The 17,405-nt window shown below is 72.1% G+C and carries 22 protein-coding genes and 1 tRNA gene; 9 read left to right on the top strand and 14 right to left on the bottom strand.

Annotation, left to right across the window (positions count from 1 at the left end):
* Positions 1–16 precede the first annotated feature (16 nt).
* The gene (locus tag ACFQMF_RS13575) at positions 17–421 is read right to left on the bottom strand and encodes a universal stress protein (RefSeq protein ID WP_256408326.1); all 405 of its coding nucleotides are present in this window, start codon (positions 419–421) and stop codon (positions 17–19) included.
* A gap of 103 nt (positions 422–524) precedes the next feature.
* Here ACFQMF_RS13575 and ACFQMF_RS13570 point away from each other — a divergent pair, with 103 nt between their 5' ends.
* From ACFQMF_RS13570 to ACFQMF_RS13555, 4 genes are all read left to right on the top strand, one after another.
* Positions 525–1,793, top strand: a complete 1,269-nt coding sequence (locus ACFQMF_RS13570) for an HD domain-containing protein (RefSeq protein WP_256408325.1) — start codon at positions 525–527, stop codon at positions 1,791–1,793.
* A 67-nt stretch (positions 1,794–1,860) separates the two neighbouring features.
* Positions 1,861–2,970, top strand: a complete 1,110-nt coding sequence (locus ACFQMF_RS13565) for an amidohydrolase family protein (RefSeq protein WP_256408324.1) — start codon at positions 1,861–1,863, stop codon at positions 2,968–2,970.
* Positions 2,971–2,997: 27 nt separating this feature from the next.
* A complete protein-coding gene (locus ACFQMF_RS13560; protein ID WP_256408323.1) occupies positions 2,998–3,450 on the top strand; it encodes a hypothetical protein in 453 nt (150 codons plus the stop codon).
* Positions 3,451–3,539: 89 nt separating this feature from the next.
* Positions 3,540–4,226, top strand: coding sequence for a thymidine kinase (locus ACFQMF_RS13555; protein ID WP_256408322.1), 687 nt, complete (start codon positions 3,540–3,542; stop codon positions 4,224–4,226).
* Between the two features lie 22 nt (positions 4,227–4,248).
* Here the strand turns inward: ACFQMF_RS13555 and ACFQMF_RS13550 are convergent, their stop codons facing one another.
* The 3 genes from ACFQMF_RS13550 to ACFQMF_RS13540 all read right to left on the bottom strand — a co-directional run bounded on the left by ACFQMF_RS13550 (position 4,249) and on the right by ACFQMF_RS13540 (position 5,695).
* The gene (locus ACFQMF_RS13550; RefSeq protein WP_256408321.1) at positions 4,249–4,500 is read right to left on the bottom strand and encodes a DUF6199 family natural product biosynthesis protein; all 252 of its coding nucleotides are present in this window, start codon (positions 4,498–4,500) and stop codon (positions 4,249–4,251) included.
* An 81-nt stretch (positions 4,501–4,581) separates the two neighbouring features.
* A complete protein-coding gene (locus tag ACFQMF_RS13545; RefSeq protein ID WP_256408320.1) occupies positions 4,582–5,082 on the bottom strand; it encodes a transcriptional regulator FilR1 domain-containing protein in 501 nt (166 codons plus the stop codon).
* Positions 5,075–5,695 (bottom strand): class I SAM-dependent methyltransferase, encoded by a 621-nt coding sequence (locus ACFQMF_RS13540; RefSeq protein ID WP_256408319.1) that lies wholly within the window; start codon positions 5,693–5,695, stop codon positions 5,075–5,077. The genes ACFQMF_RS13545 and ACFQMF_RS13540 overlap by 8 nt, the downstream gene beginning before the upstream one ends.
* A 59-nt stretch (positions 5,696–5,754) precedes the next feature.
* On the opposite strand from ACFQMF_RS13540, the gene ACFQMF_RS13535 reads away from it, so the two are divergent.
* On the top strand, positions 5,755–6,279 hold the full coding sequence (locus ACFQMF_RS13535) for a CinA family protein (RefSeq protein WP_256408318.1): 525 nt from the start codon (positions 5,755–5,757) through the stop codon (positions 6,277–6,279).
* An 82-nt stretch (positions 6,280–6,361) separates the two neighbouring features.
* Positions 6,362–6,781 (top strand): universal stress protein, encoded by a 420-nt coding sequence (locus ACFQMF_RS13530; RefSeq protein WP_256408317.1) that lies wholly within the window; start codon positions 6,362–6,364, stop codon positions 6,779–6,781.
* Between the two features lie 37 nt (positions 6,782–6,818).
* Here ACFQMF_RS13530 and ACFQMF_RS13525 read toward each other — a convergent pair whose 3' ends face one another.
* The 8 genes from ACFQMF_RS13525 to ACFQMF_RS13490 all read right to left on the bottom strand — a co-directional run bounded on the left by ACFQMF_RS13525 (position 6,819) and on the right by ACFQMF_RS13490 (position 12,628).
* A complete protein-coding gene (locus ACFQMF_RS13525) occupies positions 6,819–7,025 on the bottom strand; it encodes a hypothetical protein (protein ID WP_256408316.1) in 207 nt (68 codons plus the stop codon).
* A gap of 43 nt (positions 7,026–7,068) precedes the next feature.
* Positions 7,069–7,872, bottom strand: a complete 804-nt coding sequence (locus tag ACFQMF_RS13520; RefSeq protein WP_256408315.1) for an ABC transporter permease — start codon at positions 7,870–7,872, stop codon at positions 7,069–7,071.
* On the bottom strand, positions 7,865–8,761 hold the full coding sequence (locus ACFQMF_RS13515) for an ABC transporter permease (RefSeq protein WP_256408314.1): 897 nt from the start codon (positions 8,759–8,761) through the stop codon (positions 7,865–7,867). The genes ACFQMF_RS13520 and ACFQMF_RS13515 overlap by 8 nt, the downstream gene beginning before the upstream one ends.
* Positions 8,752–9,867 carry an ABC transporter ATP-binding protein gene (locus ACFQMF_RS13510; protein ID WP_256408313.1) on the bottom strand — a complete coding sequence of 372 codons (1,116 nt, stop codon included), beginning with the start codon at positions 9,865–9,867 and terminating at the stop codon, positions 8,752–8,754. The genes ACFQMF_RS13515 and ACFQMF_RS13510 overlap by 10 nt, the downstream gene beginning before the upstream one ends.
* A gap of 1 nt (position 9,868) precedes the next feature.
* Complete coding sequence (locus ACFQMF_RS13505) at positions 9,869–10,963, bottom strand: ABC transporter substrate-binding protein (RefSeq protein WP_256408312.1); 1,095 nt, start codon at positions 10,961–10,963, stop codon at positions 9,869–9,871.
* A gap of 264 nt (positions 10,964–11,227) precedes the next feature.
* A tRNA-Thr gene (locus ACFQMF_RS13500) sits at positions 11,228–11,301 on the bottom strand.
* Positions 11,302–11,369: 68 nt separating this feature from the next.
* Positions 11,370–11,897 (bottom strand): GNAT family N-acetyltransferase, encoded by a 528-nt coding sequence (locus ACFQMF_RS13495; protein ID WP_256408311.1) that lies wholly within the window; start codon positions 11,895–11,897, stop codon positions 11,370–11,372.
* Positions 11,898–11,998: 101 nt separating this feature from the next.
* Positions 11,999–12,628, bottom strand: a complete 630-nt coding sequence (locus ACFQMF_RS13490; RefSeq protein WP_256408310.1) for a CBS domain-containing protein — start codon at positions 12,626–12,628, stop codon at positions 11,999–12,001.
* 210 nt (positions 12,629–12,838) lie between these two features.
* Here ACFQMF_RS13490 and udk point away from each other — a divergent pair, with 210 nt between their 5' ends.
* Positions 12,839–13,534 (top strand): uridine kinase, encoded by a 696-nt coding sequence (udk, locus tag ACFQMF_RS13485; RefSeq protein ID WP_256408309.1) that lies wholly within the window; start codon positions 12,839–12,841, stop codon positions 13,532–13,534.
* A 30-nt stretch (positions 13,535–13,564) separates the two neighbouring features.
* Here the strand turns inward: udk and ACFQMF_RS13480 are convergent, their stop codons facing one another.
* Positions 13,565–13,774: a hypothetical protein gene (locus ACFQMF_RS13480; RefSeq protein WP_256408308.1), complete on the bottom strand. Its 210-nt coding sequence runs from the start codon at positions 13,772–13,774 to the stop codon at positions 13,565–13,567.
* Between the two features lie 117 nt (positions 13,775–13,891).
* Positions 13,892–15,337 (bottom strand): DEAD/DEAH box helicase family protein, encoded by a 1,446-nt coding sequence (locus tag ACFQMF_RS13475; protein WP_256408307.1) that lies wholly within the window; start codon positions 15,335–15,337, stop codon positions 13,892–13,894.
* A 49-nt stretch (positions 15,338–15,386) separates the two neighbouring features.
* Between ACFQMF_RS13475 and ACFQMF_RS13470 the strand changes: the two genes are divergently transcribed.
* Together ACFQMF_RS13470 and ACFQMF_RS13465 are read left to right on the top strand one after the other, a co-directional pair.
* On the top strand, positions 15,387–16,346 hold the full coding sequence (locus tag ACFQMF_RS13470; RefSeq protein WP_256408306.1) for an alpha/beta hydrolase: 960 nt from the start codon (positions 15,387–15,389) through the stop codon (positions 16,344–16,346).
* Between the two features lie 72 nt (positions 16,347–16,418).
* Positions 16,419–16,787, top strand: coding sequence for a hypothetical protein (locus ACFQMF_RS13465; protein ID WP_256408305.1), 369 nt, complete (start codon positions 16,419–16,421; stop codon positions 16,785–16,787).
* Positions 16,788–17,405 lie beyond the last annotated feature (618 nt).

Raw genomic sequence — 17,405 nt, 5'->3', positions numbered from 1 at the left:
CGGGGAACGACGCCGGTCAGTCGTCCCGCGGCGCCGGCACCGCGAGCACCGGGCGGTCGCTCCCGAGGACGACGTCCTGCGTCACGCTCCCGAAGACGGCCTTCCCGGTCGGGCTGCGCTTGCGACCGGAGACGCAGATCGCGTTCGCGTCCACGTCGGCGGCGGCCGCGAGCAGCTCGTCGGCCGGGTCGCCGCTCGCCTCGCGGTGGACGCAGGTGATCCCGGCGGCTTCGAGCGTCTCCCGGGCGCGCCGCACGGCCGACAGCTGGTTGACCGAGGCCCCCTCCGGATTCTCCTGGAACACGTGACACAGGTGCGCCGTCAGCTCGTCGGCCGCGTGCGGGAGGTCGGCCACGGCCTCCGCCTGCGCGACCGCGCGTCGGTCCGCCTCGTTGTCGATCCCGATGAGCACCTCGTACATGTCTAGACGTTCGCGGACGACCCTTATAAACGGTGGCCGACGTTCCCGCTCGCCGCCACCGGTCCTCCCACTCCTTTTATCCGACGCCGCCGAACCGGGTCGCATGATCACGGTCAAGGACACCGTCCACGACCATATCGAGATCGACGGTGTCGCCGCCGCGCTGATCGACACCCCCGCGGTCCAGCGCCTCCGCCACGTCAAACAGCTCGGGACGGTCCAGCTCGTCTACCCCTCCGCGAACCACACCCGCTTCGAGCACAGCCTCGGCGTCTACCACCTCGCCAGCCGCGCGCTCGACGGCCTCGGGATCGGCGGGAAACGCGCCGAGCGGATCGAGGCGGCGGCGATGCTCCACGACGTCGGCCACGGGCCGTTCAGCCACAACCTGGAGTCGCTCACCCACCGCCGCACCGGGAAGTACCACGACGACGTCGGCGAGCTCCTCGCGACCGGCGGGGTCGGCGAGGCCCTCCGCGACCACGACCTCGACCCGGACCGGATCGCCGGGATCGTCGCCGGCGAGGGGCGGTACGCCGGGCTCGTCTCGGGCGAGCTCGACGTCGACCGCATGGACTACCTCGTGCGCGACGCCTACCACACCGGCGTCCCGTACGGCACCATCGACACCGAGCGGTTCGTCCGCGATCTCACGTTCGTCGAGCGGGGAAGCGACGCGGCGAGCACCGCGACGGGAGCCGGCGGGAACGGCCCGGAGCTCGTCCTCGACGAGGGGAACGTCCAGACCGCGGAGAGCCTCCTGCTCGCCCGCGCGCTGATGAACCCGGTCGTCTACACCCACCACGTCGCGCGCATCTCGAAGGCGATGCTGCGGCGGGCGGCGAGCGAACTGCTCGACGCGACGGCGACGACGGCCGCCGAGCTCCGGCGCATGGACGACCACGACTTCCTCGCCGCGATCCGCGACTGCCGAGCGACCGCGGAGATCTCCCGACGCTACGACGAGCGCGACCTCTACAAGCTGGCGGTGTGGGCCGAGTACGACGACGTGCCGGAACGCGTCCACGAGGCGGACCACGAGACCGAGACCGCCTTCGAGCGCGAGATCGCCGAGGAGGCCGGCGTCGCGCGCGAACACGTGGTCCTCGACGTGCCGCCGGAGCCGTCGATGCGCGAGTCGACCGCCCGCGTGACGGTCAGCGGCGAGGTGCGTCGGCTGGAGCGGCAGTCGCCGCTCGTCTCCGCGCTGCGGACCGCCCAGCGCAACCAGTGGCGCCTCGGCGTCTACGCCCCCGAGCCGGCCACCGACCGCGTCGGGCGCGCGGCGGCGGACGTGCTCGGGCTCGACCCGGACGGCCTCGTGACCGAGGTGCGCGGGGCGGTGCCGACGACGCTCGACGAGTTCGAGTGAGGCGTGAACGACCCCTTGACCGATCCGTTCCCGTGACGTTTTAACCCCGGGCTGGCGACCGTGGGGTATGCATCTGGAGGGGACGATACTCGTCGGCGAGGCGTTCGAGCCCGTCGAGGGACGGGTCGTGGTCGCCGACGGCGAGGTCGTCCGGGTGGAGGAGGCGTCCGTCGAGAGCGACGACGTGATCCTCCCCGCGTTCGTCAACGCCCACACCCACATCGGCGACTCCATCGCGAAGGAGGCCGGCGAGGGGCTCTCGCTCGACGAGCTCGTCGCCCCGCCGGACGGGCTCAAACACCGGCTCCTGCGCTCGGCGAGCCGCGAGGAGAAGGTGGCGGCCATGGCGCGGACGCTCCGGTACATGGAGTCGACCGGCACCGGGAGCTTCCTGGAGTTCCGCGAGGGCGGCGTCGACGGCGTGGCCGCGCTGCGCGACGCGGTCGCGGGCGAGGGGGTCGACTTCGGCGAGCGCGCGATCGAACCCGTCGTCCTCGGTCGCGACGACCCCGACGTGCTCTCGGTCGCGGACGGCTACGGCGCCTCGGGCGCCCGCGACGGCGACTTCGACGCCGTGCGCTCGGAGACCCGCGAGGCCGGGAAGCTGTTCGGCATCCACGCCGGCGAGCGCGACGCCGACGACGTCAACCCCGCGATGGACCTCGACCCGGACTTCCTCGTCCACATGGTCCACGCCGAGGCGATCCACCTCGAACGCCTCGACGACCGGGGGACGCCGGTCGTCGTCTGCCCGCGCTCGAACCTCGTGACGAAGGTCGGGGTGCCCCCGATCCGCGAGCTCGCCGAGCGGACGACCGTCGCGCTCGGCACCGACAACGTCATGCTCGACTCCCCCTCGATGTTCCGCGAGATGGAGTTCGCCGCGAAGCTCGCGGACCTCCCCGCCCGCGACGTGCTCCGGATGGCGACCGTCAACGGCGCCGCGATCGCGGGGCTGAACAAGGGCGTCGTCGAACCCGGCGCCGACGCCGACCTGCTCGTCCTCGACGGCGGCTCCGACAACCTCGCCGGCGCGCACGACCTCGTCCGGGCGATCGTCCGGCGGGCGGGCGCCGCCGACGTCTCGCGCGTCGTGATCGGCGGCGACGAGATCGATAGCGACGAGATCGACGGCGACGAGACCGGCGGCGACGGGAGCGACGCGGCGGGAGACTGAAGCCGGTCGCGGCCGTACCGACCGTCAATGGCCACGTTCTCGCTGCTCGCCGGCCTCGCGCTCGGACCGGTCGTCGGACTGCTCGCGACGCTCGCGATGGACCGCGTGATGCCCCGGCTCCCGGAGGGGACGACCGCCCCGAAGGTCGCCGCGGGCGTGCTCACCGACACGCCGGTCGACGACGCCCCCGAGCGGCTGGCGACGTGGGTCCACTACGTCGCCGGCGGCGGCTCCGGGCTCCTCTTCGTCGGGCTCGTCGCCGCGGCGCAGACCGGCCTCGGCGGCGGCGCCGTCGCCCTCGCGGTCGCTTCGGCGGTGATGCTCGCGCTGATGGTCGGCTTCTTCGCGCTCGTCCCGCTCCCGCGGGCGCGGGGGCTCCCCCGGCAGCGCCTCGCGACGATCCGCCGCGACTGGGCGCTCTCGGCCGCGACGTACGTCGTCGCCGCCGCGGTCCTCGTCGGGGTCGCGGGCGGCGTCTGATCCGGTTCGCCTCCCCGCGACCGCCGACCGATCGGCGACGCCGCGACGGGAGAGAAACGGTTTAGTCGCTGGCACCGGCCCGATCGCTCATGCACGCCATCACTCGATCCGGCTGGATCGAGGTCATCTCGGGGTCGATGTTCTCGGGCAAGACCGAGGAGCTGCTGCGCCGGCTCCGCCGGTCCGAGATCGCCGGGCAGTCCGTCGCGGTGTACAAGCCCGCGGTCGACGACCGCTACGGCGAGGAGACGATCGGGAGCCACACCGGGCGCCAGTGGGACGCGACCGTCGTCGACAACGAGGGCGACGGCCCCCGCGACATCCTCGACGACGAGCCGTACCCGGAGGTCGTCGCGGTCGACGAGGCGAACTTCTTCTCGAACGCGCTCGTCGGGGTCTGCAACGCGCTCGCCGACGCGGGGACCCGCGTGATCGTCTCCGGCACCGACCAGACCTTCCGCGGCGAGCCGTTCGAGCCGCTCCCGCAGCTGATGGCGACCGCCGAGTACGTCGACAAGCTCCAGGCGATCTGCTCCGTCTGCGGCGAGCCGGCCTCGCGGAACCAGCGGCTCATCGAGGGCGAGCCCGCCCACGAGGCGGACCCGACGATCCTCGTCGGGGCCGAGGAGTCGTACGAGGCCCGGTGTCGCGACTGCCACGTCCTGCGGACCGGCGAGCGACCCGACGGCGGCCGGTCGTATCTGGCCGACGACGATGCGGCGTCGGAAAAGCCGACCGACGACGCCGAGGAACCGGTGGACGCGAGCGACGACTGAGTCCGGGAGCGAGGGCGCCGGGCTACTCCTCCGGTCGCTCGTCGGTCGTCGGCGACCCCTCGGCGTCGTCCGTCGCGACGCGGAAGAGCCCGACGAGCGAGACGAGCGCGAGGACGACGCCCTCCGCCCGCGCGGCGGCGTACGTCCACTCGCGGGGCTCCGCGTCGCCCGCGTCGCGGTAGGCGACGCGGGTCCACGCCCGCACGACCGGGCGGGGGGCGAGCGTCTGGACGAGTCCGACGAGGCCGACGACCAACAGCAGCGCGGCGTTCATGTCGGTCGCTTCGCCGGGCGTGTTTAAAAACGACCCGCCGAGGCGGTCGGCGTCCGGCGGGATTCGTCGAGTCGACGCCGCTCACACCGGCTCGGCGGCCGCGAGGAACCGGCGACAGGTCGCCGCCGCCCACTCCCGGACGGGCGGGGCGTCCGACCACAGCACCGCGGCGAGCCCTCCCTCGTCGAACAGTCCGGCGACGGCGCGGTCGCCGACGAGGAGGACGCCGACCGGCGAGTCCCCCCGGTGGCGGTACGCCTCGACGCCGCGCCCGGAGAGCGCCGATCGGACGGCGGCGCCCCCTGGACCGCCGAGGCGGTCGGCCGCGCTCCCGGTGAACACCAGCCGGATCTCCCCGTCGACCGCGTCCCCGACGCGCCGCGCGAGCGACGAGTCCACCCGCGGGACGACGCCCACGACGGACTCGTCGCCATCGCCGACGACGTCGGCGAGTCGCGCCCCGGGACCGGGGTCGTCGCCGCGCTCGGCGACGTCAAGCGACGAGTCCGGTCCCGAGAGGTCGCCGTCGACGGCGGAGGCCACGAGCGCGCGGAGCGACTCCCCGGGCCCGGGGTCACTCATCGCCGCCCTCGGTCGGCCGTCGCGGGTACGACTGCCGGCCCCCGGTCGACCGACGCGCGAGCAGGCGGGCGGTCGCGCGGCGCCGGTCGTCGGGACGCTCCTCGGTCGTCTCGTCGTAGTACAGCACCGTCAGCCCGAGGCCCGCCCGCAGGAGCTCGTTGGCCGCGAACCGGTACCGGTCGTCGCTCGGCCCGGACGGGGTCGGGGAGTCGGACCGGAGGTGCCCCTCGACGAACAGGTAGCCCCCGGGTGCGAGCGCCTCGGCGATGTCGGCGAAGCGGTCCAGCGTGTGAAAGAAGCTCATCGTGATCAGCTCGTACGCCTCGGTCGGGAAGCCGTACGTCGAGACGTCGCCGCGGATCGGTTCGATCCGGTCGCCGACCCCGCGCTCCGCGGCGCGCTCGCGGACGATCCGCAGTCCCTCGCGCGACGCGTCGAGGGCGTCGACCGCGTAGCCGGCCGCCGCCAGGAACACCGCGTTTCGGCCGGTCCCCGCGGCGACGTCGAGCGCGCGGCCGTCGGGGATCGAGGGCTCGTACGAGCGCAGCACGGGCGACGGCTCCGGCGCTCGGGGGTAGTCGCCGGACGCGAACCGCTCGTCCCAGTCCGTCATGGGGGCGCTTGCGCGCGGTCGAGCGTAAACCCCACGGGCGTGCGGGTCGGACTCAGAGTATGGACGAAACGGAGTCGACCGCGGCGGTCCTCGGCGAACTGCTGACCGACAGGGACGAGACGCTCGCGGTCGCGGAGTCGCTCACCGGCGGCCTAGTCGGGTCGCGCGTGACCGAGGTCCCGGGCGCGAGCGCCTACTTCGACCGGGGGTTCGTCACCTACGCGTACGACGCGAAGCGGGAGGTGCTCGGCGTCTCCCGCGAATCGCTCGACGCCGAGGGGGCCGTGAGCGCTGCGGTCGCCGAGGAGATGGCGGCCGGCGCGCGGGACCGCGCGGACGCGACGTGGGCGGTCGCGACCACCGGCATCGCCGGTCCGGGCGGCGGCACCGCGGAGAAGCCGGTCGGCCTCGTCTACGTCGCCGTCGCGCACGCCGCGCCGTGGGGCACCGAGGCGTCGTTCGTCCGGAGCGAGCGCGTCGTCCTCGACGGCGACCGCGACGCGGTGAGGCGCGGCGCGGTCAACGCCGCGCTCGACGCGCTGGTGGCGGCGGTCCGCGAGGTCGACGCCGAGGAGGCCGACTGAGGGGCGGTCGCGACCCGAGCCGGCGCCGGCGGAGGCCGCGGGGCGCGCGAGCGTTTATCCCGGCGCACCGCGTACGGTTCCCATGGTCGAACGCGTGCTGGTGCCGATGGACGACTCCGAGCTCTCCGAGCGGGCGCTGCGCTACGCGCTCGACGTGCACCGGGACGCCGACGTGACCGTGTTACACGTCGTCGGCGAGCCCTCCCGGATGATGGGGGCGGCGACGGGGATCGCCCTCGCGGACGACAGCGAGGAGCGCGTCAGGGAGCTCTCCGAGGACGTGTTCGAGCGGGCGGAGGCGATCGCCGCGGAGCGGGGGGTCGCGATCGAGACGATGACCGAGGTGGGGTCGCCGGCGCGCCGGATCGTCGAGCGCGCCGACGAGTTCGACGTGGTCGTGATCGGGACCCACGGCGGGTCGCTGGCCGACCGGCTCCTCGTCGGCAACGTGGCGAAGTCTGTCTTCCAGCACTCGCCGGTCCCCGTGACGGTCGTGCGCTGAGCCACCGGTCAGTCCGGACGTGCTCCGAGCCGCGCGGTCAGTCGTCGATGTACGCGTGGCCGACGACCGCGACGACCAGCGCCGCGACGACGACCCACGCGAACGGCTCGACGGCGAGGAGTCGTATCGGCCGGAGGACCGACACTCCGGGACCGAACAGGATGCCCGCGGCGAATGTCATCGCGAGGACGAGGGCCGCGACGACCCCGGCGACGCCGAGCAGCGCGGTGTCGGTCCGATCCATATCGCGAATCGGTTCGGAGCCTATATAAACGGATCCCGGCGAGTCAGGTGTCGGTCGCCAGTCGGTCCAGTCCGGCGAGCCCGCCGGCGAGGAGGACGAGCAGCACGACCGCGGCCAACAGGATCGTGGACACCACGCTCACGAGCGGGTCGAGGCTCTGTCTGAGGGAGTTCCACGCCTGCACCGGGACGGTCCGAGTCTCGGGACCGGAGAGGAAGAGCGCCATGACGAACTCCTGGAGGCTGACGATGAACGCGACCAGCGCCCCGACGGCCAGCCCCGCACGGACTTCGGGGGCGACGACGGTCCGGAACGCCGTGAGACGCGACGCGCCGAGGTCGAGGGCCGCCTCGTGGAGCGCCCAGTCGAAGCGGGCGAACGCCGACTGCATCACCGAGAATGTGAGCGGCGTCGCCCACAGCGAGTGCGCCAACACGAGCGCGAGGTAGCTCTGCTGCAGCCCGAACGCACTGAAGAAGGTCAGGAGCGTTACGGCGATGACGACTCCCGGCACGAGTAACGGCAGTAGCGCGAGGCCTACGAGCCCCCTGCGGAGCCGTCCGTCGTACCCGCGGAGCCCGAGCGCGGCCGTCGTTCCGACGGCCATCGAGAGGGCGCTCGTGCCGGTCGCGACGACGAGGCTGTTGGCGAGCGACCGCAGCCACGTCGGCGACGCGAGCAACTCGCCGAACCACCGCAGCGACGGGTCCGTCGGCGGGAAGACGACCGCGCTCGACGCGTCGAACGCGGTGGCGACCACGATGACGAGCGGCGACACGAGCAGGCCGAACAGGGCGGCGACGACCCCGCGGGCGAGCCAGCCGCGGACCGCGCGGACGCTACTCAAGGATCTCACCCCCGTCGTCGAGCCGCCACAGTCCGGCGAGCAGCGTCGTCAGCACCACCGCCACGGTGATCACCGAGAGCGCGGCGGCGGCGGGCCAGTCGAACTCGGTCAACAGGAGCTGCGAGACGAGGATCGCCGTCGTCTGCTCGCTCCCAGACCCGACGAGCAGCGGCGCGGGGTACGCGCCGACGGACCACGTGAAGCTGATGATCGCCGCCACGGCGACCCCCGGCCGGACGTGCGGCAACACGACCTCGCGGAAGACGGCCGGCCGGTTCGCGCCGAGGTCCTGTGCGGCCTCGACGAGGCTGTCGTCGAGCGTCGTCAACACGGCGTACACGGTGAGGATCGCGTAGGGAACGACGATGTACAGCTGCGCGATGACCGCGCCGGCGAGATTGTCGACGAGCAAGACGGGGTCGGAGAGAGCCCCGACTCCGGTGAGGAACTCGTTGAGCACTCCCCGGGGCGAGAACACGAGCACGACCGCGAACAGCTTCACCACGACGGTCGTGAACAGCGAACAGATCGCACCGCCCAGGAGGACCGTCCGCCACGGGCCGCTCGCGAGCCAGACGGCGTAGGCGTACGTCACGCCGATCGCGACCGCAAGGGCGGTCACGAGGACGGCGAACCCGAGGGTAAACGCGAATATCTCGTGGACGAGCGGCGTCTCGACGACGTACTCGTACCCCGCGAGCGACCACGAACTCTCGACGAAGGCGCCGCCCGACGTGCGCTCGGCGAAGCTCAGCCGGAGCAGGTAGCCCATCGGGACGAGGAAGACGAGCCCGTCGAGCAGGAGGAGCGGGACGAGGAGCGCCAGGGTCCGCCACCGCGCGGACAGCTCGACGGCCGGCAGCGCCGCCCGCGCGTCGCTCACCGACATCTGGCACCCGTCCCGTCGAAATAGAGCGCGTCGGCGGGCCGGAAGCGCACGACTACCGCGTCGCCCGCGCCGACTGGGGGCGCCCCCGCGACCGACGGCTCGACGAACAGCGTCGTCTCGCCGGCCGACAGCCGGATCCGGAGGTCGGCGCCCCGGTAGACCGTCTCCTCGACGCGCGCCGGCACCGCGACCGCGGACTCGCCGCCGTCGCTGACGGTCGTTTCCGGCGTCTCCTCGGCGGGAGCGACGGACAGCGAGAGCCGCTCCGGACGTAACGAGGCGACGACCGCGTCACCGGGCGCCAGCGATGAGCCCTCGATCCCGGCCTCGAACCCGACGCCCATCGGCGTCTCTAGGCGGGGTCGCGGGCCCGGCTCCGCGACGGTGCACTCGACGAAGTTCGTCGTCCCGAGGAACGACTCGACGAAGCGGTCCGCCGGGTCGTCGTACACCGCTTCCGGGGTGTCGTGTTGGACGAGCCGCCCCGATTCCATGACCCCGAGCCGGTCGCCGAGCGTGAACGCCTCGTCCTGATCGTGGGTCACGTACAGCATCGTGGTCCCGACGCGGTCGTGGATCTCGTTGAGTTCGAGCTGCATCGTCTCGCGGAGCCGCCGATCGAGGTTCGACAGCGGCTCGTCGAGCAGCAGGAGGTCGGGATCGACCGCGAGCGAGCGCGCGAGCGCCACGCGCTGTTTCTGCCCGCCGCTGAGCTGGTCCGGGTACGCGTCTCCGTGTCCCTCCATCTCGACGAGTTCGAGCATTTCCCGGGCCCGCGTCTCACGCTCGGCGGTCCCGACGCCGTTCATCCTCAGGCCGAAGGCGACGTTCTCCGAGGCGGTCTGACGCGGGAACAGCGCCCAGTCCTGAAACACGAGCGAGCAGTCGCGCTCGTTCGGCGGCGCGTCCGTCACGTCGACGCCGTCGATCCGGATCCGCCCGGCCGCGGGCGTCTCGAATCCCGAGATGGCGCGGAGTACCGTCGACTTCCCGGAGCCGGACGGACCGAGGAGACAGCAGAGCTCGCCCTCCCCGACCGCGAGCGAGACGTCGTCGACCGCCGTCAGGTCGCCGTACTCGACGGTGAGTCCGTCCAGTTCCAGCATCTCAGTTGTCCTGGACGAACGCGCGGAAGCGGTCGTTCATGTCGCCGGAGAAGCTGGCGACGCCGGCGAAGTTTTGAAACGCGATCTGGTCGAGCTCGTCGTTCGCGATCTGCAGCGCGTCCGCGGTCGCCGACGGGTGCGTCGTCCCCTCGTGGGAGAACCCGAGGTTGAACTCCGAGGCGTACGCGCTCTGGACCTCCGGGTCGAGCATGAAATCGATAAACTCGGTCGCCATCGCTTCGTCCGACGCGCCGCGGACGATCTGGTAGTAGTCGATGTACCCCGTCGTCGGCTCGGGAACGGTGACGCCGATCGGGTACTCGTCGGTGTTGCTCGCCTTCCGCAGGCCGTAGGCGAAAAAGTAGTGGCCGACATCGGCGAGCCCCTCGCTGAGCGCCGTCCAGAGCTGCTGGGTACCCTGGTAGAACGTCGACACCGGCAGCCCCTCGACGGTGTCGAAGAGGGCGTCCATGTACTCGGGGTCGTACACCTCCTCGGCCATCGGCTCGTCGTCCCTGAGCAGCGCCGCCATCATGAACAGCTTTAGCCAGAAGTCGCTCGGAAGCGCGACGTTCTCGGCGGCGTCCGACTGGAGGTCGCTCCACGACTCGGGCGACCACGTGACGGAGTCCTCGTTGTAGACGTAGGCGTGTGCACCGTAGGCGACGGGGACGCCCGACTCGGACATCCGGAACTGTCGGAGGCCGTCCTTGATCCCGCCGGCGTTCGAGAGGTCGCCGTAGTCGACCGGAATCCACAAGTCGTCCTGCTGGCCGCGGTAGTTCGTTCGCCCGACGCCGACCGTCACGTCGAACGGCGGGTCGTCGTCGGGGGACTGGCGGATCTTCGAGAGGATCCCCTGCCAGTTCCCGCTCAGTTCGAGCGTGTTCCCCGTCCGCTCCTCGTACATCGGCTTGATCACCTCGCGGAACACCGTCTCGTTCGTGCCGCTCCAGACCGAGACGCGAAGCGTGTCCGTCCCGCTGGCCGTTCCACCCATACAGCCGGCGACCCCCGCCGCCGCCGCGCCGCCGGCCGCTGTCAGAAACCGCCGTCGACTGGCACCGACAGGGGCGCCTTCAGGCTGATTTGCCATCACCGTTGTAACGGCACGGACAAATAAAAACGGTCGGTACAGCCGGCGACGGACGCCCGGCCGCGTCCACTCGGTCCTGTCCGCGGGTGACGAACGACTGCCGTTCGTCGGTCGAGACCGACGTGGCGGGCGCCCAGTCCGGCGGTCGCGACGGGCGTGAGTCCGGCATCACTGACTCCTTCCCGCCCCTCGTCGCCGTCGGTGTCCCGGTCCGTCCCCGGTGCCGGCGGGGAGGCGGCGTCGACGGGACGGCTCGGTCGGTGAAGCCAGGGCAGGGATTTGAACCCCGGAAGTCTCGATTACAAGTCGAGTGCATGAACCGCCCATGCTCCCCTGGCGCAGGCTGGCGTACTCGGGCCTCGTATGAGTGCGTGTCGCTTTCGGCGAGGCTGGCGCCCGCTCCGGGTCACTCGGTTCCGGTCGCGGCGTCGCCGTCCGTCGGCTCGCCCGCCGCCGATCCCGACAGCGACTTCGTCAGTTCGACGCGGTGGAGGTCGTACCCCCGGTCGGCGTAGAACGCGCGGGCCCGGTCGTTGTCGGCGAGCGCCTCCAGCGCGACGGCCTCGGCCCCGGCCGCCGCGAGGGCGCGTTCGGCCGCATCGAGCAGGTCGGCGCCGATCCCCTCCCCCCGTCGCTCGGGGACGACGAACAGGTTGCTCACCGTTCCGCGGACGCGGTCGCGCTCGTACCCCTCCCGGTCGAGCGCGAAGCCGACGAACCCGATCGGGCCGTCGTCGCCGTCGCGGGCGACGAGCAGCTCTCCGGTGACGACGGAGCGCGCGACCCACTCGCGGACCGCGGTGCGGTTCGGCTCGGCGAGCAGCGTCGAGCCGTGGCGCCGCTGGCCCTCCGCCAGCGCGATCCACAGGTCGGTGACGTCGTCGACGTCGTCGACGGTCGCCGGCGCGACCGTCGGCCCCTCGGCGTCGGACATTCGGTTCCCGCTTCGGGGCGGCGCGGGATGAGGCTACCGGCGGACGGCGGGGGGAGCGAGGATTCGGACGGGAGTAGAGAGCGCTCCGGTCCCAACTCGGTTCACACCTCGCGACACTCCGGGCAGACGGCCTGCCCGTTGTCGGTCACCAGGTCGGGGACCAGGGCCCCGCAGCTCTCGCAGACCCCCTGCGTCGCCGGTTCGGAGACGTCCGCCGCGGCGGTCCCGCTCGCGGCGTCGACGCCGCCGTCGGCGCCGAGCGGCCCCTCGTCGCCGCGCCGCGTCCCGCGGAGCGACTCGTCGCCGGGGACCGTCTCGCGGGCGCCGTCGCCGGTCCGCGGCGCCCCCGCGGCCAGCGCGTCGCCGGCGGTGACGACGCCGACCGCCTCACCCTCCCCGACCGCCACGACCCGGTCGACGCCCTCGGCGACGAGCCGCTCCTCGACGGTCGCGAGCGAGTCGTCCGGCGCCACCGTCGGGAGGGGCGGTCCCATCACGGCGCCGACGGTGGGGCCGTCGGCGTCGCCGGGGCGCCAGCCGTCGGCGTCGAGCAGCGCGCCGAGCGCGCTCCGGCAGTCCAGCCGCCCGACGGGCTCCCCGCCCCGGACGACGACGAGGCAGTCGGTGTCCTCCTCCACCAGCAGGGCGGCCGCGTCGGCCAGCCGGTCGGACTCGCTCACGCCGAGGAACTCGCGGTGCATCACGTCGCGAACCGTGGTGTCTGTTCGCATAGGACGTGGATTCGCCGCGAGCGGCTAAAAGCTGCCCCCGGTATCGTTATACCGGTTCCGAACGTAGCCGCCCGATCGGTGCGGAAAACGACGGTTTCGGGGTGCTCGGACGGGCGGCGTCCGCCGACGTGCCCCGACGTCGACGCTCGGGGAGGGCCGTCGCGCGGCGCGAAGAGGAGGGTTCAAACCCTCCGGCGTTCGAGCGGGGACATGGCCATTCCCTCGTTCGTGATCGGGATCGCGGGGGGGACCGGCGCGGGTAAGACGACCGTCTCCCGGCTCGTCACCCGCGACCTCGGCGACAGCGTCACCCGGATCCCGCTCGACAACTACTACGAGGACCTCTCCCATCTGGACTTCGAGGAGCGGCAGTCCGTCAACTACGACCACCCCTCAGCGTTCGAGTGGGAGCTCCTCCGCGAGCACCTCGAAGCGCTGCTGGAGGGCCAGTCCGTCCGGATGCCGCAGTACGACTTCGAGATCCACAACCGGAAGGACGAGCGCGTCGCGGTCGAGCCGACCGACGTCATCGTGTTGGAGGGGATCCTGGCGCTGTACGACGAGGAGATAAACGACATGATGGACCTCCGGCTGTTCGTCGAGACAGACGCCGACGTGCGTATTCTGCGGCGCATTCGTCGGGACGTGATCGAGCGCGGCCGCGACCTGGAGGGCGTCATCGACCAGTACCTCTCGACGGTGAAGCCGATGCACGAGCAGTTCATCGAGCCCTCGAAGAAGCACGCCGACGTGATCATTCCGGAGGGCGCCAACAGCGTCGCCGTGAACCTCTTAGAGGAGAAGCTTCGGGCGGAAGTCGAGGGCGACGCCGTCAGGAGCTGGGAGCGCGGGAGCTTGGAGGAGGAACTCGGCGAGAAGCGCTCGCTCGACGTCGACGACGACTGAACGGACCGAGTTCGCGGTAGGCGGACCCGCCTAACGGCGACGGTCGAGGAGCTCGCCGGACGGGTCGTCGTCGATCGCCACGATGTTCGGAGAGACGAGTTCGGCGTTTCCCTCGGCGAGGAACCGTTCGAGGCAGTCGTCACAGAGTTTCAGATCCATCCGCTGAGCGTCCCGGCCCTCCGGAGAGAAGCGGAGGACGTAGCTGTCGGGGTCCGCCGCGCCGCAGTGAGTACACGTCATTTCGGACTGTTCGGCGCCGGAACGTATAGCTGTGTCTACATCTTCTCACGTCGTGAGAGACGGGGCGTCCGCGGCCGTACGGACGACGGACGGCCTCGTCGGGTCCGGCGGGGGCCGTCACCGTCGCCGACTCGCCACCCGCTCCTCGGCGGTCTCCGCGCTGACGACCTCGTAGAGGATCGCCCGCCCGCCGTCCTCCTTGGGGCGGAGCACCCGCCCGAGCCGCTGGGTGAACTCGCGCTCGCTGCCCGACCCGGAGAGCACGACGGCGACGTTGGCGTCGGGCACGTCGACGCCCTCGTCGAGGACGTTCGCGGCGACCACCCGGCCGTAGGTGCCGTCGCGGAAGCGCTCCAGGATCTCGCGGCGCTCCTTCGCGCCCGTCTCGGCGGTGATCGCGGGGAGCAGGAACCGCTCGGAGAGCCGGTAGACGAGGTCGGTGTGCGCGGTGAAGACGATCACGCGGTCGTCGCGGTGGCGGTCGAGGATCGACTCCAGCCGCTCGACCTTCCGGTCCGCGTTCATCATGACCTCGCGGGCCTCCTGTTTCGCCAGGAGCGCCTCGCGGGCCGCCGGATCGTTGCCGGAGCGCTTGACCAGTTCCTGATAGTCGCTCCCGCTCGAAAACGTGATCCCCGCGTCGCGGACGTACTCGACGAACGTCCCCTGTTTCTCCTCGTAGCGCTCGCGCTCCGCGTCGGTGAGCTCCACCTCGATCCGGCGGATGTCGTACGGGGCGAGGTGGTCGCCCGCGAGGTCGTCGACGTCGAGCGCGTGGACGCGCTCGCCGATCAGTTCCGCGACCGCCTCGTGGGCCCCGTCGGGGCGCTCGAACGTCGCGGTGAGGCCGAGCCGCGCGGGCGCCGCGAGCAGCCGCGCGACGTCGCGGTACCCCTCGCCGCCGAGGTGGTGGACCTCGTCGAAGACGACGAGCTCGAAGGCGTCGCCGACGTCCTCGGCCTTCAGGTACGCCGAGTCGTACGTCGACACCGTGATCGCCTCGCGGCGCTGTTCCCCGCCGCCGAACCGCCCGATCGGAACGTCGAACTCCGTCTCCAGCTCCCGACCCCACTGGTCGAGGAGGTCGACCGTGGGGACGACGACGAGCGTCGGAACCCCGAGCTCGACCATCGCGCGGATCGCGATCACGGTCTTGCCGGCCCCGGTTGGGAGTTCGAGCACGCCGCGGTCGCCCGCCTCGCGCCACGCGTCGAGCGCCTCGCGCTGGTACTCGCGCAGGTCGTAGTCCGTCGCGAGCGCGTCCGGGAGCCCGGCCTCGCGCGCGGCCCGGTCGCTCGCGTCCAGCACGCGGTCGTCGACGCTCGCGCCGGCCACCTCCAGCGCCCGTCGGATCGCGGCGTAGCGGTAGGCCGGTGCCCGACCGGTCCCCGAGCGCGGATCGGTCTCGACGCCCGGAAGTGGCGGGAGCGGTTGGAGGGGGTCGGCGTCGGTCGACCGGTCGCCGGTCGCCTCGCCGTCGGCCGACCTCCCCGCGTCGCCGTCGGCGGGGCCGCCGGCGTCGACCCGGATCGTCCCGTCCTCGTAGGTCAGCCGGACGTTCATCGCCGGACGTTGCCGACCGACTTACAAAGGGGCACCGCCTCCTCCCGGCATGCGCGCGGACGAACTCGACCCCGAACTGGCGGCCGTCGTCGACGAGATCGAGGCGCTCGGGCTCCCCGAGTGGCACGCGCTCTCCGTCGACGCCGCGAGGCGCGTCGAGGACGAGGTGTTCTCCGGTGACCCGGAGCCCGCGGTCGCCGACGTGCGCGACCTCGCGTTCGCCGGACCGCACGGCGAGGTGCCGGTGCGGGTGTACCGGCCGGACGCGGCGGTCGAATCGACCGGAGCCGACGGGGGTCCCGCTCGCGCCCTCGTCCACTTCCACGGCGGGGGCTGGACGCTCGGCACCCTCGACTCCGTCGACGGGATCTGCCGCGAGCTCGCGGTCCGCGCCGACGCGGTCGTCGTCTCGGTCGACTACCGGCTCGCGCCCGAGCACCCGTTCCCGGTCGCCGTCGACGAGGCGGCCGCGGCCGTCGAGTGGGTCGCGGACGACGCGGTCGCGTTCGGCGGCGACCCCGACCGGCTCGGCGTCTCCGGCACCAGCGCGGGCGGCGCGCTCGCGGTCGCGGCGTCGCTCCGCGCTCGCGAGCTCGGTGACCCGCCCGCCCCCGCCGGCCAGTTCCTGCTGTATCCGATCGCGGGGCACGACTTCGAGACGAACTCGTACCGCGAGAACGCGGCGGGGCCCCTGCTGACCCGCGCCGACATGCGGTGGTTCTACGAGCGGTACCTCCGCAGTCCGGTCGACGCCGCGAACCCCTACGCGGTGCCGCTTCGGGCGACCGATCTGGGCGACCTGCCGCCCGCGACGGTCGTCACCGCCGGGTTCGACCCCCTCCGCGACGACGGGGTCGCGCTCGCGGAGCGGTTCGAGCGCGAGGGGACCCCGGTGGAACACCGTCATTACCCAGCGATGGCGCACGGGTTCTGTAGCCTCACCGACCGGGTCGAGACCGCGGGCGACGCGCTCGACGCGGTCGCCGCCGACGCGCGCGAGAGGCTGTAGGCGCGGACCGAACTCCGGACGGGGCGAGCCGCCGTCGACGGCCCCAAGTGTCCGGCCGCGAAACGGAGTTGCATGAGTCTCATCGGATCGGCCGTCACCTTCGCCGTCAGCCTGCTCGTCGGCGGGCTGGCCATCTTCATCGCCGCCGCGGTCGTCACCGACACGCGCGACTACGGCCACGCCGTGTTCACGGCGCTCGTCGGCGCGATCGTCTGGGGGCTCGCCGCCTTCTTCCTCTCGTGGGTCCCGCTGATCGGCGACTTCATCCCGCTTCTCGCGTGGGTCTGGGTCATCCGGGCGCGCTACGGGTCCTCGTGGGTCCACGCGGGGGTCATCGGGTTCGTCGCGTGGGCGTCGGCGGTGTTGGTGCTCTCGGTGCTGCCGTTCGCGGGCGTCGACGCCGTCGGCGTGCCCTTCGTTCGGTCGCTGAGCGCGATCTGATCGGGCGCGTGCGGAACGGGTCGGAAGGATCCGTTGACCCCGACCTTTCAGAGACGGACTGAGCTGAAGCGGCAGTCGTTAAATCCTGATAGCCGGAGTGGGTATTGCAGATCGGTGGTGGCAGGAGCGTATTTAAATGATGATGAGCGACTGCGACAGTCGCTAATAACTGAATACGGTGCGGTGGCGCGCCTGCGAGCGGCCGCCACCGGCGGCCGCGAGCCAGCCCGCGAGGGACGCGGTGAGCGCTCGGAGAGCGCGAACCGCGAGGCTGGGGAGGCGTGAGGTGCGGTTGCGGTGCTGTACGGGTGGGACTCAAAGGGGCAGTCGCTGCGGACGGCGCAGGCGATGTAAGCACCGCAGCGAGCGACGCGAGCGAGGAGCGCAACGAGCGTGCGCCGTCCGCAGCGACTGGGGCTTTGGAGGTCTTCACCGCGGAGTCATCGATCACTCGTAAACGGCCGACACCGACGCCGTTCGATCAGTTGTAAACAACCGACCAACCGAACTGATACACGTACTCCCGCTATCGATCGTCGCGGAGTCTGCATTGACCGGTCATCCCTCCCCAGAGTGCATCTCCTACCGAGGATGGCGACAGCGTCCCGGAGTCCGTAT

The organism is Halorubrum rutilum, from assembly GCF_042665015.1.
In the GTDB taxonomy this organism is placed as follows: Archaea; Halobacteriota; Halobacteria; order Halobacteriales; family Haloferacaceae; genus Halorubrum; species Halorubrum rutilum.
This window is presented reverse-complemented; position numbering and strand designations above follow the sequence as displayed.

Coding starts and splice junctions, on each gene's coding strand:
- ACFQMF_RS13530 (WP_256408317.1), top strand. CDS start 6,362: ATGGTCGAACGCGTGCTGGTGCCGATGGACGACTCCGAGCTCTCCGAG.
- ACFQMF_RS13575 (WP_256408326.1), bottom strand. CDS start 421: ATGTACGAGGTGCTCATCGGGATCGACAACGAGGCGGACCGACGCGCG.
- ACFQMF_RS13525 (WP_256408316.1), bottom strand. CDS start 7,025: ATGGATCGGACCGACACCGCGCTGCTCGGCGTCGCCGGGGTCGTCGCG.
- ACFQMF_RS13535 (WP_256408318.1), top strand. CDS start 5,755: ATGGACGAAACGGAGTCGACCGCGGCGGTCCTCGGCGAACTGCTGACC.
- ACFQMF_RS13510 (WP_256408313.1), bottom strand. CDS start 9,867: ATGCTGGAACTGGACGGACTCACCGTCGAGTACGGCGACCTGACGGCG.
- ACFQMF_RS13545 (WP_256408320.1), bottom strand. CDS start 5,082: ATGAGTGACCCCGGGCCCGGGGAGTCGCTCCGCGCGCTCGTGGCCTCC.
- ACFQMF_RS13475 (WP_256408307.1), bottom strand. CDS start 15,337: ATGAACGTCCGGCTGACCTACGAGGACGGGACGATCCGGGTCGACGCC.
- ACFQMF_RS13480 (WP_256408308.1), bottom strand. CDS start 13,774: ATGACGTGTACTCACTGCGGCGCGGCGGACCCCGACAGCTACGTCCTC.
- ACFQMF_RS13495 (WP_256408311.1), bottom strand. CDS start 11,897: ATGTCCGACGCCGAGGGGCCGACGGTCGCGCCGGCGACCGTCGACGAC.
- ACFQMF_RS13555 (WP_256408322.1), top strand. CDS start 3,540: ATGCACGCCATCACTCGATCCGGCTGGATCGAGGTCATCTCGGGGTCG.
- ACFQMF_RS13470 (WP_256408306.1), top strand. CDS start 15,387: ATGCGCGCGGACGAACTCGACCCCGAACTGGCGGCCGTCGTCGACGAG.
- ACFQMF_RS13490 (WP_256408310.1), bottom strand. CDS start 12,628: ATGCGAACAGACACCACGGTTCGCGACGTGATGCACCGCGAGTTCCTC.
- ACFQMF_RS13570 (WP_256408325.1), top strand. CDS start 525: ATGATCACGGTCAAGGACACCGTCCACGACCATATCGAGATCGACGGT.
- ACFQMF_RS13560 (WP_256408323.1), top strand. CDS start 2,998: ATGGCCACGTTCTCGCTGCTCGCCGGCCTCGCGCTCGGACCGGTCGTC.
- ACFQMF_RS13550 (WP_256408321.1), bottom strand. CDS start 4,500: ATGAACGCCGCGCTGCTGTTGGTCGTCGGCCTCGTCGGACTCGTCCAG.
- ACFQMF_RS13515 (WP_256408314.1), bottom strand. CDS start 8,761: ATGTCGGTGAGCGACGCGCGGGCGGCGCTGCCGGCCGTCGAGCTGTCC.
- ACFQMF_RS13540 (WP_256408319.1), bottom strand. CDS start 5,695: ATGACGGACTGGGACGAGCGGTTCGCGTCCGGCGACTACCCCCGAGCG.
- ACFQMF_RS13465 (WP_256408305.1), top strand. CDS start 16,419: ATGAGTCTCATCGGATCGGCCGTCACCTTCGCCGTCAGCCTGCTCGTC.
- udk (WP_256408309.1), top strand. CDS start 12,839: ATGGCCATTCCCTCGTTCGTGATCGGGATCGCGGGGGGGACCGGCGCG.
- ACFQMF_RS13505 (WP_256408312.1), bottom strand. CDS start 10,963: ATGGCAAATCAGCCTGAAGGCGCCCCTGTCGGTGCCAGTCGACGGCGG.
- ACFQMF_RS13565 (WP_256408324.1), top strand. CDS start 1,861: ATGCATCTGGAGGGGACGATACTCGTCGGCGAGGCGTTCGAGCCCGTC.